This is a genomic window from Salicibibacter halophilus (assembly GCF_006740705.1).
In the GTDB taxonomy this organism is placed as follows: Bacteria; Bacillota; Bacilli; order Bacillales; family Marinococcaceae; genus Salicibibacter; species Salicibibacter halophilus.
This window is the reverse complement of the sequence record NZ_CP035485.1, coordinates 3,523,379-3,537,749: the sequence shown is the minus strand read 5'-3', so window position 1 is coordinate 3,537,749 and position 14,371 is coordinate 3,523,379. Positions and strand designations below refer to the sequence as shown.

Genomic DNA, 14,371 nt, shown 5'->3' with positions numbered 1-14,371 from the left:
CTTGTTTTTTTGTTACGGGAAATTAATATTTGGGCGATCCGCTGTGCAGATGCTTCGGTGAATTAAATGATAGACCATGGAACGAATCGGCTCGCCTTCATTAAGCAATTGATGCTTTCCTTTTTCAATCAGCGCGATCGTGGCATTTGGAAATTTTTCATTAAAAAAACGCAAATTATGCTCCCAGGCTACTGTCCGATCATCCGTTCCCTGTATAATGTCAACGTCTATCGAATGGGGCGGAAGTTTCCGAAAGCGCCTCTCCCATTCAAACATTGCTCGCACCCAAGCAAGTGGAATCCGCGAGGATCGCAAAGGATCGGAGCGCTGTTTTTCCACATAGGCCGGGTCTGATGAATTCTCCCGGTAGCGCCTCGGAATTTCCTCCACAAACATATTGGCGGCGTAATATCCGAGTTTAGCAGGCTGCCACCCGCGAGAGCGTGCCAACGGAGCGACGAGAATTAATTTGCGCCAATGCAAGTCCCGTTCCGATAGTATGTAATGTGCTGCCACCCCAGCGCCTGTGCTGTGGCCGATAATGACACGCGGGTGAATGTTCACTTCGTCCAGCTTATCCAGTGCTTTTCTTAGTGTTGCCTCATATTCCCGAAAACTATCCACCCGATGCCGTTCTCCTCCGGAAAGGCCGTGCCCTTGAAAATCTACTGCTGACACGCTTTTTCCTTGATCGGTCAATGACCGGATAAATGGAGCAAGCAATCCAACATGTTCCATAAAGCCATGCAAAAGTAAAATTTCTTCCGTAGGCCGGGGAGGCGTGAAGCGCTGCATAAAAACAAAATCACCATTAACATTCATCGGAAAGCGGCGATAATGGATATCGTGGGGTAATCCATAATAACGGAAATAATGATGCAAGCCCTTCACCTCCTAACGGTCTTCCATGGTTGGGGGAGGCCATTAATCTGGCCTCCCCCTTTACATTTATTTAAAATGCTTTTTATATCCCTCATATCCTTCTTTTTCCAAATCATGCACCGGAATAAACTTCAATGCTGCCGAATTAATGCAATAGCGAAGGCCGTTTTCACCGGGACCATCAGGGAAGACATGACCCAAATGAGAGTCGGCATCTTTGCTGCGCACTTCAGTTCTTCGCATACCCATGCTCGTATCCAATTTTTCTTCTACCTCTTTTTCATCCATTGGGTTCGTGAAACTAGGCCACCCGCAACTCGACTCAAACTTTTCTTTGGATGTAAACAAAGGCTCGCCGGACACGATATCCACATATAGGCCTTCCTCGAAATGGTCCCAATATTCATTTTCAAACGGGCGTTCCGTGGCATCATTTTGCGTCACCTCATATTGCAGAGGCGTCAATCGTTCTTTCAAATCTTTTTTATCGTTCACTTGTTTTTCACTCATTTAATCATCTCCCCAATACGTTTTTATGAACGATTCCCTTCCGGAACCTTTGTTGTAGAGCTGATAGTGAAACGGGTTTTTTAAATGGTAATCCTGGTGGTAAGCTTCCGCATCGTAAAAAGTAGCAGCCGGCCGGACCGGGGTTACAATCGGGGCGTTAAAAGGACCGTTCTTTTCAAGCTCTTGGCGTGACTCCTCCGCTAACTGCTTTTGTTCCTCATCATGGTAAAAGATAGCTGTTTCATACGACTCTCCGCGATCGTTAAATTGCCCGCCGCCATCCGTAGGATCGATGTTTTGCCAAAAAATCTTCAACAATCGTTGATAGCTTACATCGTTTGGTTGGTACGTTAACTGAATGGCCTCCACATGGCCGGTTTGGTTCGTACAGACTTCTTCATAGGTGGGATTTTCGGTATGACCTCCGGTGTATCCCGATTTTACCTGAAGCACGCCGTCTTCTGCCTGAAAAGGACCGACCATGCACCAGAAACATCCCCCGGCAAAGGTCGCCAACTTTTGTGACTCACTCATACAATACCATCTCCTGTCTCTTCATGTGAAAAAATCCGCCTCATCGGGAGGCGGAGCGCGTATTGCCCGGCTGCAGAAATATTAAATCGTTCGGTTTAACCGGTTTGTTACATTTCAAGTTGATGAAGCGATTCTTTTATAAATGCCGTAATGTCATCCGGTTCACGACTGGTGACCAGGTTATGGCAAACAACGACCTCTTGATCATGCACATTTGCTTTCGCATACTCAAGATCCGTTTGAATGGATTTAAATCCTGTTACATGACGACCTTCCAAAGCTTTCGCCGTAATTAGCAACTGCGGTCCGTGACAAATCGCGAACAACGGCTTATTTTCATCCATAAAATGCTTTGCAAACGTTACGAAGCGTTCATCGGCGCGCAACATGTCCGGGGAAAACCCGCCCGGGATGAAAAGCGCGTCAAAATCTTCGGGCTTCACATCATCAATGGCCGCGTCCACAGGAACGCTTTCTTCGTTTTGTTTTCCGGTTACACTCTTGCTGGTTTCTTTTTCTATGACTGATAATTCATGACCCGCTTGTTTGAACTCTTCCGCGGGTTGCGTATATTCAACGTCCTCAAACATATCTGTCAAGACAACTGCAATTCTCATGGGTAATCCTCCTTACAGCCTGTTTCATTCTATACTATACCACGTCTTTTTATCCAATAAACATTGGACGCCTGCAAGAGACCGTTTTATTTTCTTTCGTAATCTGCTTTGATCTCTCCCCAAGCCTTCGTATCCCATTTTAACAGCGATACGGAAATAGCGTTGGTTTGCAGCCATTTTTCCGCCCAATCGATGGCGTTCCATATTTCCTCGGTGGTTTTATCTTTTGGGAGCGTCGGGTTTGCTTTCTTTTTTTTCACCCATGTGATGGCTGTCTGAGAATCGGAATAAACCGGAAATTTCATTCCCTGTTTTTCTTGCCATGACAATGCATGTACGATTGCAAGAAATTCCCCCATGTTATTTGTGCCTTTAGAAAAAGGCTTTCGTTCAAATAATATGCTTCCATCTTTTGTATACACCCCGCGATATTCTACCGCTCCCGGGTTCCCATGCGTACCGGCATCCACGGAAATACTTTCTTTTATGTACGTCTCCCGTTTTGTTTTCGAGGGAGTGCCCGGGGTTTTTGTTTGTGTATAATACGCTCGCTCTGCTTCTTCCTTGCTTGAAAAAGATTTAAAACGTGCGCCTTTATAACCGTTCACTTGCTTTTGACATTCGGGCCATGACTGATAAATCCCAGGGTTTCGACCTTTCCAAACGACATAATATTTCTTTTGTGCCATCTTTTCCCTCCTTCCGCTGATTTATTTTTTCATTGCCATTATATTAGAAAAAGAACCCGTGAATAAATCACAGGTTCCTGTTCGCTGGATTACATCTCTCCATCGTCTTCCATGTCCATTTCTTCTTCGCCGCCGTCGTCCATTCCATCGTCCATGCCGTCGTCGCCGTCTTCCATTTCACCGTTGCATGCCGCTAACATCCCAACGGCAAAGATACTGGATAACGCTCCATACAATAATTTCTTACTCATGATTATATCCTCCTTATATTTTAATCGCCAGCTTCTTTTCGTTTACCTGGCCACTAGTCAAGCTTATTCCACGTGGATAAGCAATTAAAACAACAAAAATGCCTTTTACAAATAATCTCACATTTTTGCGATAGTGTGAAATCAACAAAAGAGCCTTCCGTTAAAAAAGGCTCTTGTCTCCATCTTTATTTCAGACCCGATTAGGCACCTTCTTCCATGTCATCTTCCATCTCCATGTCCATATCATCTTCCATGTCTCCATTGCCGTTGTCTTGGCCGCCATCTTCCATTTCTCCGCCATTTTCTTCACCGCCACCGCCATTGCCGCCGTTTCCACCGTCATCTTGTTGTCCTCCGCCATTGCAGGCAGCCAACATTCCAACGGTCAAGACTCCGGATAATACGCCATACAATAATTTCTTATTCATTTGCCATTTCCTCCTTGGATAAATGATTCCAGCAATTCAATTGCTTGGTTATGATTCTTCCTCTCATTTCGTGTCTTATTCGAGATGAGTCGTTTTCACATACTTTCCCATGATTCCATCAACAAAAAGAAGCCGAGCATCTTGCCGGCTTCCGAATCATGTTTCTTCGCTCTGTTTGGTGGAAAAAATTCGATCCAATCCTATATAAATGGAGAAAAGCAACAATGAAACAAACGTGAACCCCAAATAAAACCGAATCACCCAATTTCGTCCGACTTCAAGCAACTCGTTTGCAAATATTCCCGCGCCTGCCGCCATAAGAATAATAATAAATGCAATCGAGCATTCTAATTTACGGCTTTTAACCAAGGCGATGATTTCTTTCATGACTTTCCTCCTTAGTTCCGACTTTTTATAAGTATATCACAGATATTTGCATCACAAACCGTTAACGTGCAAACTTATTTTTCTTTTTATACAATGGAGATGGCACTTTTTTTCAAGGAGGAACAAGCAATGATCTTTATTGATAACGAAAATGTCACAGATCCGAGCATAAATCTTGCCATCGAGGAATATATTCTCACAAATTTTAGGGAAGCCGATATGTATCTGCTTTTTTATGTGAATGAGCCTTCCATTATTATCGGTAAAAACCAAAACACCATCGAAGAAATCAATAAGGACTACGTGGAAGAAAACAATTTGCATGTCGTTCGCCGACTTTCGGGCGGCGGTGCTGTCTATCATGATCTTGGCAACTTAAATTTTAGTTTCATCAGGGAAGATGACGGGAACAGCTTCCATGACTTTCAATCATTTACGGCGCCTGTCGTTACCGCGTTGCAACAAATGGGCGTCCCGGCTGAGCAAAGCGGCAGAAACGATCTGCAAGCGGACGGATATAAAATTTCCGGCAATGCCCAATTTGCTTCTCGAGGACGTATGTATAGCCACGGCACCTTGATGTTAGATTCAGAATTGGAGAATGTTGTCTCGGCGTTAAACGTAAGCGATGAAAAGATTCGCTCAAAAGGGATTAAATCCATTCGCAGCCGAGTGGCAAACATTAACGATTTTCTCGAAAATAAGATAACGATGGAGAATTTTAAAGAAACACTCTTGCATCATCTCTTTGAAGGGGACAATAATTTTGAGCGTTACACTTTGACCGAAGACGACTGGCAAAAAATTATGGAGATCTCGGAACAACGTTATCGGAACTGGGATTGGAACTACGGAAAATCGCCTAAATACGACGTGAAAAAATCGAAAAAATTTGATGCCGGCTTGGTAGACTTTCGTTTCAAGGTGCAAAAAGGAATGATTGCCGATACTACCATTTATGGGGATTTCTTTGGGACAGGCGATGTCAGAGACATCGAAACCCGTTTGAACGGAACAAAATATGAACCGAACGACATCGCCGAATCGTTGGAAGATGTAGATACTCAAACGTATTTTGGCCCAATAGCAAAAAAAGATATCCTTGATTTATTATACTAATAAGCATCAACAGGAGGTTTTATAATGCGAGACTATGTTTACGGTAATACACCTTGTTTTCTTGAATCCACATGGGCCGTTGATAAAAAAGACCGCGGGGCCGATGTCATTGTTTATGGCGTCCCGTGGGAAGGAGGAGTCACGTGGGGAGATTACACGGGCGTGGAACTTGGCCCAAAATCAATGCGACTCGCCTCCGCGCGTTACAGCGGCTACCTCCCTGAACTCGATCATATCAATATTTTTGATCATTTTCACTTGGCCGATATGGGCGATGTGGACGTCGTGCCGGCCGAAATTGATAAGACGATGCAGCGGATTACCACTTTTTCCGGAAAGATTTGGGAAAGAGGAAAATTTCCCGTCGCCCTCGGCGGCGATCACAGCATCACATATCCAATCCTTCAAGCATGGAGTGATAATAACCCGGATAAAAAAATAGGCATTATTCATATGGATGCGCACTACGACAACATGCCCCATTTTAACGGCGATAAATATGCCCGAAATACGCCATTTGCCCGCCTGTATGAATTGGATGGCGTTCGCAATGAAAGCCTTCTGCACGTTGGGATCCATGGTCCAAGGAACAAACCCGAAAGTGGACGCTACGCTCGTGATGCCGGTGCAAAAACCTTAACGATTAATGATATCCGGGCAGGCACTGAATTACGTGCCCTCGCCAATGACATTTATGCCCAGGCAAGCGAGGGAACGGATGCCGTTTATTTATCGATATGCAGCGATGTTCTCGATCACGCGTTTAACCCGGGAGGCCCGGTAGATGCAAACGGTTTAACTTCCTACGAATTATTAACAATGATCCATGAATTCGGGAAATTAGGGTTATGCGGCATGGATTTTGTGGAAGTATATCCACAGCAAGATGCGACCGATTTCTCCTCCCACCTGGCTTCAACCGTTATTCTTTACGTCCTCGCGGGCCATGCACTTAGACAAGCATAATCAAACGGAGGGGGAAGCTCCTTCCAATACAGATAATATGGATTGATTTTCTGATGCCGTTAGATCATTGTTGCCCATAAGGCAATTAAAAATGAGATGGAATTGACCCCTACCTCGTTTCGGAAAGGGCGAACTGGAATGACAAAAAAACAGGCTTGGACCATTGGGCGAGCGGTTATCACGATCGGCAGCATCATTATCCTCTTTTTGCTCGCGGCTTATTTATTTACCCTTACGTACCCATTTATTATCGCCGCGCTCATCGCCTGGATGCTCTCGCCGCTACTTAAATATTTAAAAATAAAGCTTAAATTTCCCTCCAGTCTGGCATCCTTCGTATCGTTGCTTGTCGGCATATCGCTATTGGGGGGCATCATCACCGGGATTACGTTTCTGCTCATTTATAGTTTTCGCCAATTTGCCGAACAATTGCCGGCCTGGATTGAACAAGGTGCTGAACAATTACAGAAACTGTTTAATGAAACCATTCTGCCCGTTTGGACCGAAATGAGCGGTTTTTTCGATAATTTAGACGCGACTCAACAAGAAACGATGCAGCAAGGAATAACCCAGCTCGGCAATCAACTCGGCAACATATTGGGTAACGTCGGCCAAGCGATTGTCGATGGCCTGGGCAATGTTTTCACAGCGATCCCTACGTTTTTGCTTGTAATCATTTTTGTCCTGCTGGCGGTCTACTTTATAGGCAAAGATGCCGGAACGATTAAACTGGGAGTGCAACGCAGAATTCCGGCATTCGTTCAAGCAAAGTTCGTGTTGTTTATGCAGCAAATGCGCGTGCGAGTGTTTGGTTTTTTACGGGCACAAGTGATTTTAATGTTTATCACATCCATTATTGTCCTGATTGGCTTACTTATATTGGGAACGGAAAACCCGCTCACGCTTGCCATTATTATCGGGGTTGCCGAAATTCTTCCTTACTTGGGAACCGGGACAATTTTAATTCCGTGGGCAGTTTACAGTTTTATTACAGGGGAAATTTTTATGGGCATTGCTTTGTCGATTCTCTATATTGTCGTTGTCATAGTCCGACAAAGCATAGAACCAAAAGTGCTGTCCGTCAGCATGAATTTAAACGCGCTCAGTGTTTTGTTTTCCCTATTTATCGGATTGCAACTTTTCGGCATCGTTGGCCTTTTTATCGGTCCCGCGCTGCTTGTTGTAATCACGATTCTTAATGATATTGGAGTAATCGCGGACATCGAAGATTTCATTTACAACGGATTTAAAGAGGAATGATATCCGATATTCTTCAGCAAATATCTGTAAAATGTGCGTTTATTACAAGCGCCACAACTGAAAATTGCGATATTACAAGGGATTTTCAGTTTCGTTAAATCCCCTGCAACCCCCTTGTTACCGGTTTCAAAGCTTGCTAGGATGCTAGTGGTTGGCCAATAGCACAACCTGAATTTCTGCCAAGGGGAGGAGTTTGCTACATGTTGAAAATGCAAACCCCTAAATGGGTAAAAAAATACGGTTTGTCTACACTGGCTGCTGGCTTTGCTTTCCTTGCTTTACCGGTTGCCGCTGATGCCAGCGACTTTGGAGACGAATTGTTAACGGAAGGCATAGAGAACACCCACGTTGAAAAGCTTGAAGACTTACTTATAGAGGAAGACCAATTAGATGAAAAATCAGCGAACGGCGTTTACAATAACGAAACGACCGAGGCGGTCAAATCTTTTCAAGAGGAAAATGACTTGCTTGCCGACGGCCTAGCCGGGCCTCAAACACTAGGCGCATTGCAAGTGCTTGAAGAAGGCGATGAAAACGCACTCGTGGAGGATCTCCAAGAAACATTGGAAGATGCCGGTCACTATAGCGGCGAAGCAGACGGTTATTTTGATGCTGAAACGCACAATGCTGTTGAAAACTTCCAAGAGGCTGCTGATATTGCTGTAGACGGCCTCGCAGGCCCCGAAACATACGGCGCCCTCTATTATGAAACCACTGTTACAGAAAAGGAGGCTAAGGCTGAGGAAGCTACTGAAGAAGAAGTAACACAAGGAGAAAGCAACGAAGAATCATCTCAAGAAGAAACAGTAGAGGAAACTCCAGAGACCGAAAGCACGGAAAATGAAGCAACAAGCGCTGAAACAATGGAAGAAGCTTCTTCAAACGACAGCGAGTCTTCTTCCGAAAGCCCTGAAGGCACAACGTATCAAATGGAAGCAACAGCGTACACGGCAGAATGTGCCGGTTGTTCCGGCATCACTGCAACCGGGAAGGATCTTCGTAACGACCGGAACGCAAATGTTGTAGCTGTTGATCCCGATGTTATCCCTCTCGGCTCTACCGTACACGTAGAAGGATATGGAGAAGCTGTTGCCGCGGATACTGGGGGTGCCATCAATGGAGAAGCAATTGATCTCCATGTTCCTACCAAAGAGGAAGCTAGGACCTTCGGGCGACAAAACCTGGAAGTGACGGTTCTGGATTAAATACACGGATTCCCCTGCACATAAGCAGGGGAATCGTTGTATAGAAGCAATATTTCGCCAAAAACCAACAAACAACAACAAGAATAGTGCTTGTTCACGGGTGCTTTTCTATCGCCTGCTCGATTTACGCAAAACTCTCGCATCATCCATATTTTTGCCCTCATTTACCTGTTTTAAGGACGGCTTCACACAGCCAGTTGTCGTCAATTGAATGGATATGCGAAGTGCAGAATGGATTCGTCACAAGTTAAAAAAAGGCTTCATACTCACCCTTTGGCATTCGCGCAAATATTTTCTGACAATTTTCGCACCATTTATGCGCATAGTTATAAAATTCGACAAATATATCGATATAGCGCGATTTTCGCGTATATTTGTCGTCTAATGGCTACTCTTGTCCAATTGCCCCCTTGCACCGCTTGTTATACGATACTGACAAGGAGGTGCAAGCAATGAAAAAAACAATCTTTGCATCGGCACTAATCGGAATGGTCGTAATCGGGAGTTTAAGTTTGGGGACGTCGTTAACGGGCGTCGAAAGTTACAGCCTGCCTTATGCACACAGCATTTCGACACTAGCACTACCATATGCGCACTAAGAGCAAAGGGTTCCCCCCTTTGCTTTTTTTCAGAGTTGTTTCATCCATTATTTTCTCCCATCTCTTTTTTGGCCATTTCCGCTAGATGTTCTTTCTTCGCTACTTCAAATATGCAGATCGCTTGTGTGAAATGGCATTTCCAAATTTTATGATTTAATTTCCGTTCACAATATCCTTTTTGAAATAGCAATTCACCCAATAAGTACATTTTTTTCTTCTCGTACACAAATTTGTATCCCTCGTTCAGCTGCCTGTAAAGATTCCTTATAATACTTTTGATGTGTAAGAATATTAGAGAGGTTATACCATATTCTCACCTTAATATTCGGATTCAAATTCGGAACGTAAACACTTGCATTTAAGGCTTGTATAAATGTTTCATGTGCTTCTTTCCGATATCCATGTAAATCTTGGATGATCGCCATACTATTCATGATTTCAATTTCCCGCTCCGTATACATTGTGCTTCCTCTATAAGTAAGCGCTAAACTTTCCTCCATATTTTTGATTGCTCTTTCAAAATCTCCATGTAAATGGTATATGCAAATGCCCAAATGCCATAATCGAAACTGTTGTAAATAAATGTTGTTAAAAAATTTCTCGTTCTCATGGCTTTGCAATGTTTCCATAACTTCTTCATAATCATAGTCACGTATTTTCTGCCGGATCTCATTTTTTAGCTCTTCTATGTAGTCGACGCGCTCGTGTTCCCCCATTTGGAAAAAATAATTGACGTCGAGATCCATTTTTTTCGCAATTTCATATAAAGTAGAGGATAATGGGATGATGTCACCTTTTTCGATTTTGCTGATTTGAGCCTGTGTGCAGATATCTTCCGCAAGTTGTTTCTGTGTTAACCCTTTCATCTCCCGATAATAGCGAACATTAAAACCTATTGTATCGTATTGCATAGTCTCCTCCTTTTTCTCCCCTCCCTGTTATAGTACTACGTTTTTCGTAATTAAGCATCAACATTCTAAACATTGATCCTTGCCATTTCAATTGCTTCGAGCATAAAAAAACAACCAATCATTATTGATTAGCTGTTTTTTTCTCCTATGAAATTTCAATAGCTTTTTCGGATCGATAAGCATCAATCAGCAGCAAAACTGCAGTGATTGTGTGCATCGTCCATCCCAATCCCGGGATAACCGCTACACAGGAGGTGATAATTCCGAGAATACTGCCATGTTTATTTTTTCCTTCATTTAGACTGATCAATAATGTGATGATATGCAAAATCAACATAACAACAAGCGGAGACCAATTCATGGAAATAATGAGGGAACCGCCAATGATCGGTAACGCCCAAAATGCTTCAAGGCCTCCCGTGATCCATTTCATAATTGATGAACGGTTCATAAACAATAACGCCTCCATCCCTTGGGGTTTGGCTAACTTTTATCTTTTTAATGCCTCTATAATTAAATATACACGATATAGCAATAAATTTCATTCATGAGGAACTGATATCGAAAAATAACTTCTTCATCTCTCATCCTGCCCCGTTTTTCATTTTTTATCAAGGAAGGCGGTTGAATAAATGTATACCTTTTTGCTTCTTCGCATATTATTTCAAAAATCATGAATTTTCATGTTTTATTTGGGGTGAAGCGTGGAATAGAGGAGTAAACCCAAATTCTATAAGGGAAAGAGGGATTTTATGGGAATCGAACTTATTGCAATTCTTGGAATCTCAGGCATATTGGTAGCCGGCAGCCTCATCATGACACTGCTAATGTTTACCATTTCATCCAAAAAAGACACATGAACATGTTGGAAAGCCGTATCCTTTGAAGATACGGCTTTCCTCCGCGCGCTTTTTCCTCGCTGACATTGCACTACACTTGCTCTATGTTGGCTCTTTCGTAGGTATGATCATTATTGATGAACCCTAGTGCATCCAGAAAACGTTGTTGGAAGGTCCCAATCCCATCTTCCTTCGCACGGGCGAACGCATCTTCCGCAGCAATTCCATAGTGGGAAAGCGCTTCTGGAACCGATCGTAAAATATCCGCGTTATTCTCCTTTGCGGCGATATAGGCCGATACAATGGCACCCAGCAAACATCCCGTGCCAACAACGCGCGAAAGCCATGAGTGCCCGTTTTTAATGAGATAGGTGTTCTCCCCGTCACTCACCGCGTCTACTTCACCGGTTACACAAACCATTGTTCTCCACACATTTGCCGCCTTTTCTGCCAAGATTTCAGGAGGCTGGTCACTCTTCCCTTCCACGCCATGCATGTCCGAGTGCATACCAATGAGAGCGGCAATTTCTCCACCGTTTCCGCGAATGACATCGACTTTTATTTCCTTCAAAAGTTCCCTCACAACGCGAGTGCGGTAAGTGGTGGCTCCCACCGCCACAGGATCTAAAACAATCGGGGTATCGTTCTCATTCGCTGACCGAGCGGCGAGCCGCATGCCTTCATATTGATACGGGGTCAGTGTTCCCGTATTTAGCAATAGTCCATCAGCCGTTTTCGCCACCTCCGCTACTTCTTCATGGTTTGCGGTCATAACAGGGGCAGCCCCAACCGCCAACAACCCGTTTGCCGTAAAGTTAGTCACGACGTCATTGGTGATGCAATGGATAAGGGGGTTTTTTCTTCTTACTTGGTTAATCAAAACCAACCATCCTTTCCCTACAAAAATCGATCCAGCAATACTATGCTGAATCGATTCCCCTTTAATGGCCTTCGTTAAACCTTCCCAAAAATGATTGCAATCGCTCGCTTTTCGGATTTTCAAGCACATCACCGGGAGGACCTGCTTCAGCTATTTTTCCGTTATCCAGGAAAAGGACACGATCGGCAACGTCCCGGGCAAAATCCATTTCATGGGTAATGATCATCATCGTTGTGTCCCCTTCGGCAGCAATGTCTTTAAGCACCTCGAGGACTTCTCCCACAAGCTCGGGGTCAAGAGCAGCTGTAACTTCATCGAAGAGCATTACCTTAGGTTGCATGACGAGGGAACGGGCGATTGCCACCCGCTGCTGCTGGCCTCCCGACAATTGAGAAGGGTATTGATCGACTTTATCGCCAAGCCCGACTTTTTTCAACATTTCTTTCGCTCTTTTTTTCGCTTCGTCCTTGCTAATTCCCAGAACATGGACAGGTGCTTCCGTACAATTGCGCATAATTGACATATGCGGAAAGAGATTATATTGCTGAAAAACCATGCCAATATTCCCTCTGACTTTCCGCAAGTGTTTTTCATCAGCAGGCACAAGCTTGCCATTCACTTCTTTATGCCAAAGCATTTCCCCGTCGACTTCGATCGTCCCTTCGGTCGGTTCTTCCAAAGTCATCAGCATGCGGATAATCGTGGTTTTCCCTGAGCCCGAAGGTCCGATCAAAGCAACTTTTTCCCCTTGTTTGACATCGAGATTCAATTCGTTCAATACAACGGTATCTCCAAACGCTTTTTTGACATCTTTATAGCGGACAATCGCACTTTCATTATCGTCTTCAGGTACCTTTTTTGTTTCTTCTGCCACTTCTTCTGTCATGTTTTCACACCCTTTTCAGAACTTCCGGGGAGCTGCCCGGATCGTTTTTCCAGGTATCGTATGAATAGTGCTGACGGATAACTGAGCACAAGGAATAGAAAACCGACAATCGTAACCGGTTCAAGGAAACGATACGTATCCGATCCAATCATTTGAGCAACGGCCAACATTTCCAGCACATAAATACCGGACAACAACGGCGTTTCCTTAAATAGCACAATCAAGTAATTGCCCAACATCGGAATGACCGGCGGTATTGCTTGCGGCAAGACGACTTTTTGCCACGTTTGCGCCGTAGAAAAGTTCAAGGCCTTGCTCGCCTCCCATTGACTGGCGGGGACGGACTCAATCCCTGATCGATATACTTCCGATACATACGTAGCGTAATGAACGCCAAGCACAATTGCACCTGTAACAAACGGACTCATGTCAAAAGCAAAATAAATGAAGAATAACTGTACAAGGGGCGGTGTCATTCTAATGAATTCAATGATGCCTGCCACAAGGAGTGACAACGGCTTGAAACTTGATCTTCTTAGCAACGTGAGCACAAGACCGAGTGTCAATGAAATAAAATAGGCAGCAACTGTCGCCCCGATCGTTACCCCAATCGCACTTATAATCTCAGGGAACACTTCAAATGCAAATTCCCAATCCCATGTCATGCCGTACTCACCCCTTTAGACGCCTGTTTCTCCAACCATCTCGTCAACAGGACAAGGGGGAGAGCGATCACAAAATAGGTAAGTAATAAATACGTGTAAATTTCAATCTGACTGCTTAGTGCCGTATTCGCGCCTCGAAGAATATCCGCCCGATAAGTCATATCGGCAAGCGAAATAAAGTAAACGAGCGAGGTCCCTTTTAATAATTCAATGGAATTATTCCCGATCCCCGGTAGCATAATGCGAAACGCCTGCGGCAAAATTACGAGACGCATACGTTGAAATTTGGACATGTTAAGTGAAATGGCCGCTTCTTTTTGCCCATCCGGCACGGATAAAACAGCACCGCGAACCACCTCTGACGCATATGCACCGTAGTTAAATCCCAGCGCGAGCCCCCCGGCCAAAAATGTGGAGATCGTAAACGGGGCCAACGACGGAAAGACAAAAGCAAAGAAAAACATTTGCACAAGCAACGACGTACCGCGAAATAACTCGACAAAGATGGTGGCAACCACGCGTACAATCGCGAGTTTAGACGTTCTTGCCAGACCGGCCACAATCGCGATGGAATAAGCCAATGCAGCACCGAACAAAAATGCTTGTACGGTTGTGGACAATCCCTGTAATATGAAAGGTAAAAATTCCCCAATATTCGTAAACACAAGCACCTCTCCCAAGAGCTGACGTTCGCTTAATGGAAAAAAGCACGGTGGGCTGTTGTTGACACCGTGCTTCTTTTA

19 protein-coding genes are annotated in these 14,371 nt (G+C 44.3%); 5 read left to right on the top strand and 14 right to left on the bottom strand.

What is annotated here, in order from left to right; all coding sequences use genetic code 11:
* Window positions 1-12: 12 nt before the first annotated feature.
* The 8 genes from EPH95_RS17340 to EPH95_RS17310 all read right to left on the bottom strand — a co-directional run bounded on the left by EPH95_RS17340 (window position 13) and on the right by EPH95_RS17310 (window position 4,298).
* Entirely contained in the window at window positions 13-882 is an 870-nt protein-coding gene (locus EPH95_RS17340) for an alpha/beta fold hydrolase (protein WP_142091226.1), read from the bottom strand.
* A 66-nt stretch (window positions 883-948) separates the two neighbouring features.
* On the bottom strand, window positions 949-1,392 hold the full coding sequence (gene msrB, locus EPH95_RS17335) for a peptide-methionine (R)-S-oxide reductase MsrB (protein ID WP_142091225.1): 444 nt from the start codon (window positions 1,390-1,392) through the stop codon (window positions 949-951).
* A complete protein-coding gene (gene msrA / locus EPH95_RS17330) occupies window positions 1,393-1,926 on the bottom strand; it encodes a peptide-methionine (S)-S-oxide reductase MsrA (RefSeq protein ID WP_142091224.1) in 534 nt (177 codons plus the stop codon).
* A 107-nt stretch (window positions 1,927-2,033) separates the two neighbouring features.
* A complete protein-coding gene (locus EPH95_RS17325) occupies window positions 2,034-2,543 on the bottom strand; it encodes a type 1 glutamine amidotransferase domain-containing protein (RefSeq protein WP_142091223.1) in 510 nt (169 codons plus the stop codon).
* Between the two features lie 86 nt (window positions 2,544-2,629).
* On the bottom strand, window positions 2,630-3,232 hold the full coding sequence (locus EPH95_RS17320; protein WP_142091222.1) for a ribonuclease H1 domain-containing protein: 603 nt from the start codon (window positions 3,230-3,232) through the stop codon (window positions 2,630-2,632).
* 89 nt (window positions 3,233-3,321) lie between these two features.
* A complete protein-coding gene (locus EPH95_RS19090; RefSeq protein WP_193556988.1) occupies window positions 3,322-3,483 on the bottom strand; it encodes a hypothetical protein in 162 nt (53 codons plus the stop codon).
* Between the two features lie 200 nt (window positions 3,484-3,683).
* A complete protein-coding gene (locus EPH95_RS17315; RefSeq protein WP_142091221.1) occupies window positions 3,684-3,911 on the bottom strand; it encodes a DNA primase in 228 nt (75 codons plus the stop codon).
* Between the two features lie 156 nt (window positions 3,912-4,067).
* Window positions 4,068-4,298, bottom strand: coding sequence for a hypothetical protein (locus tag EPH95_RS17310; RefSeq protein WP_142091220.1), 231 nt, complete (start codon window positions 4,296-4,298; stop codon window positions 4,068-4,070).
* A gap of 129 nt (window positions 4,299-4,427) precedes the next feature.
* On the opposite strand from EPH95_RS17310, the gene EPH95_RS17305 reads away from it, so the two are divergent.
* From EPH95_RS17305 to EPH95_RS19005, 5 genes are all read left to right on the top strand, one after another.
* Window positions 4,428-5,417, top strand: a complete 990-nt coding sequence (locus EPH95_RS17305; protein WP_142091219.1) for a lipoate--protein ligase — start codon at window positions 4,428-4,430, stop codon at window positions 5,415-5,417.
* A 24-nt stretch (window positions 5,418-5,441) separates the two neighbouring features.
* Entirely contained in the window at window positions 5,442-6,383 is a 942-nt protein-coding gene (locus EPH95_RS17300) for an agmatinase family protein (RefSeq protein WP_142091218.1), read from the top strand.
* A 138-nt stretch (window positions 6,384-6,521) separates the two neighbouring features.
* Entirely contained in the window at window positions 6,522-7,643 is a 1,122-nt protein-coding gene (gene ytvI, locus EPH95_RS17295; protein WP_142091217.1) for a sporulation integral membrane protein YtvI, read from the top strand.
* 200 nt (window positions 7,644-7,843) lie between these two features.
* Complete coding sequence (locus EPH95_RS17290) at window positions 7,844-8,848, top strand: peptidoglycan-binding protein (RefSeq protein ID WP_142091216.1); 1,005 nt, start codon at window positions 7,844-7,846, stop codon at window positions 8,846-8,848.
* A gap of 452 nt (window positions 8,849-9,300) precedes the next feature.
* Window positions 9,301-9,447 (top strand): hypothetical protein, encoded by a 147-nt coding sequence (locus EPH95_RS19005; RefSeq protein WP_160141835.1) that lies wholly within the window; start codon window positions 9,301-9,303, stop codon window positions 9,445-9,447.
* Between the two features lie 191 nt (window positions 9,448-9,638).
* Here EPH95_RS19005 and EPH95_RS17285 read toward each other — a convergent pair whose 3' ends face one another.
* The 6 genes from EPH95_RS17285 to ehuC form a co-directional block, all read right to left on the bottom strand.
* Window positions 9,639-10,358: a helix-turn-helix domain-containing protein gene (locus EPH95_RS17285; protein ID WP_142091215.1), complete on the bottom strand. Its 720-nt coding sequence runs from the start codon at window positions 10,356-10,358 to the stop codon at window positions 9,639-9,641.
* Window positions 10,359-10,503: 145 nt separating this feature from the next.
* Window positions 10,504-10,827 carry a hypothetical protein gene (locus EPH95_RS17280; protein WP_227003967.1) on the bottom strand — a complete coding sequence of 108 codons (324 nt, stop codon included), beginning with the start codon at window positions 10,825-10,827 and terminating at the stop codon, window positions 10,504-10,506.
* A gap of 461 nt (window positions 10,828-11,288) precedes the next feature.
* The gene (gene thiM / locus EPH95_RS17275) at window positions 11,289-12,200 is read right to left on the bottom strand and encodes a hydroxyethylthiazole kinase (protein WP_227003966.1); all 912 of its coding nucleotides are present in this window, start codon (window positions 12,198-12,200) and stop codon (window positions 11,289-11,291) included.
* A complete protein-coding gene (gene ehuA / locus EPH95_RS17270; RefSeq protein ID WP_142091213.1) occupies window positions 12,139-12,963 on the bottom strand; it encodes an ectoine/hydroxyectoine ABC transporter ATP-binding protein EhuA in 825 nt (274 codons plus the stop codon). The genes thiM and ehuA overlap by 62 nt, the downstream gene beginning before the upstream one ends.
* On the bottom strand, window positions 12,960-13,628 hold the full coding sequence (gene ehuD, locus EPH95_RS17265) for an ectoine/hydroxyectoine ABC transporter permease subunit EhuD (protein ID WP_142091212.1): 669 nt from the start codon (window positions 13,626-13,628) through the stop codon (window positions 12,960-12,962). Before ehuD ends, ehuA begins: the two co-directional genes overlap by 4 nt.
* Complete coding sequence (gene ehuC, locus EPH95_RS17260) at window positions 13,625-14,293, bottom strand: ectoine/hydroxyectoine ABC transporter permease subunit EhuC (protein WP_142091211.1); 669 nt, start codon at window positions 14,291-14,293, stop codon at window positions 13,625-13,627. Before ehuC ends, ehuD begins: the two co-directional genes overlap by 4 nt.
* Window positions 14,294-14,371: the final 78 nt, after the last annotated feature.

Bases quoted from the DNA above. Each gene is read 5' to 3' on its own strand.
- msrB (WP_142091225.1), bottom strand. From the start codon at position 1,392: ATGAGTGAAAAACAAGTGAACGATAAAAAAGATTTGAAAGAACGATTG.
- ehuD (WP_142091212.1), bottom strand. From the start codon at position 13,628: ATGACATGGGATTGGGAATTTGCATTTGAAGTGTTCCCTGAGATTATA.
- EPH95_RS19090 (WP_193556988.1), bottom strand. From the start codon at position 3,483: ATGAGTAAGAAATTATTGTATGGAGCGTTATCCAGTATCTTTGCCGTT.
- msrA (WP_142091224.1), bottom strand. From the start codon at position 1,926: ATGAGTGAGTCACAAAAGTTGGCGACCTTTGCCGGGGGATGTTTCTGG.
- ytvI (WP_142091217.1), top strand. From the start codon at position 6,522: ATGACAAAAAAACAGGCTTGGACCATTGGGCGAGCGGTTATCACGATC.
- EPH95_RS19005 (WP_160141835.1), top strand. From the start codon at position 9,301: ATGAAAAAAACAATCTTTGCATCGGCACTAATCGGAATGGTCGTAATC.
- EPH95_RS17325 (WP_142091223.1), bottom strand. From the start codon at position 2,543: ATGAGAATTGCAGTTGTCTTGACAGATATGTTTGAGGACGTTGAATAT.
- EPH95_RS17310 (WP_142091220.1), bottom strand. From the start codon at position 4,298: ATGAAAGAAATCATCGCCTTGGTTAAAAGCCGTAAATTAGAATGCTCG.
- EPH95_RS17300 (WP_142091218.1), top strand. From the start codon at position 5,442: ATGCGAGACTATGTTTACGGTAATACACCTTGTTTTCTTGAATCCACA.
- EPH95_RS17285 (WP_142091215.1), bottom strand. From the start codon at position 10,358: ATGCAATACGATACAATAGGTTTTAATGTTCGCTATTATCGGGAGATG.
- ehuA (WP_142091213.1), bottom strand. From the start codon at position 12,963: ATGACAGAAGAAGTGGCAGAAGAAACAAAAAAGGTACCTGAAGACGAT.
- EPH95_RS17305 (WP_142091219.1), top strand. From the start codon at position 4,428: ATGATCTTTATTGATAACGAAAATGTCACAGATCCGAGCATAAATCTT.
- EPH95_RS17320 (WP_142091222.1), bottom strand. From the start codon at position 3,232: ATGGCACAAAAGAAATATTATGTCGTTTGGAAAGGTCGAAACCCTGGG.
- EPH95_RS17315 (WP_142091221.1), bottom strand. From the start codon at position 3,911: ATGAATAAGAAATTATTGTATGGCGTATTATCCGGAGTCTTGACCGTT.
- EPH95_RS17290 (WP_142091216.1), top strand. From the start codon at position 7,844: ATGTTGAAAATGCAAACCCCTAAATGGGTAAAAAAATACGGTTTGTCT.
- EPH95_RS17280 (WP_227003967.1), bottom strand. From the start codon at position 10,827: ATGGAGGCGTTATTGTTTATGAACCGTTCATCAATTATGAAATGGATC.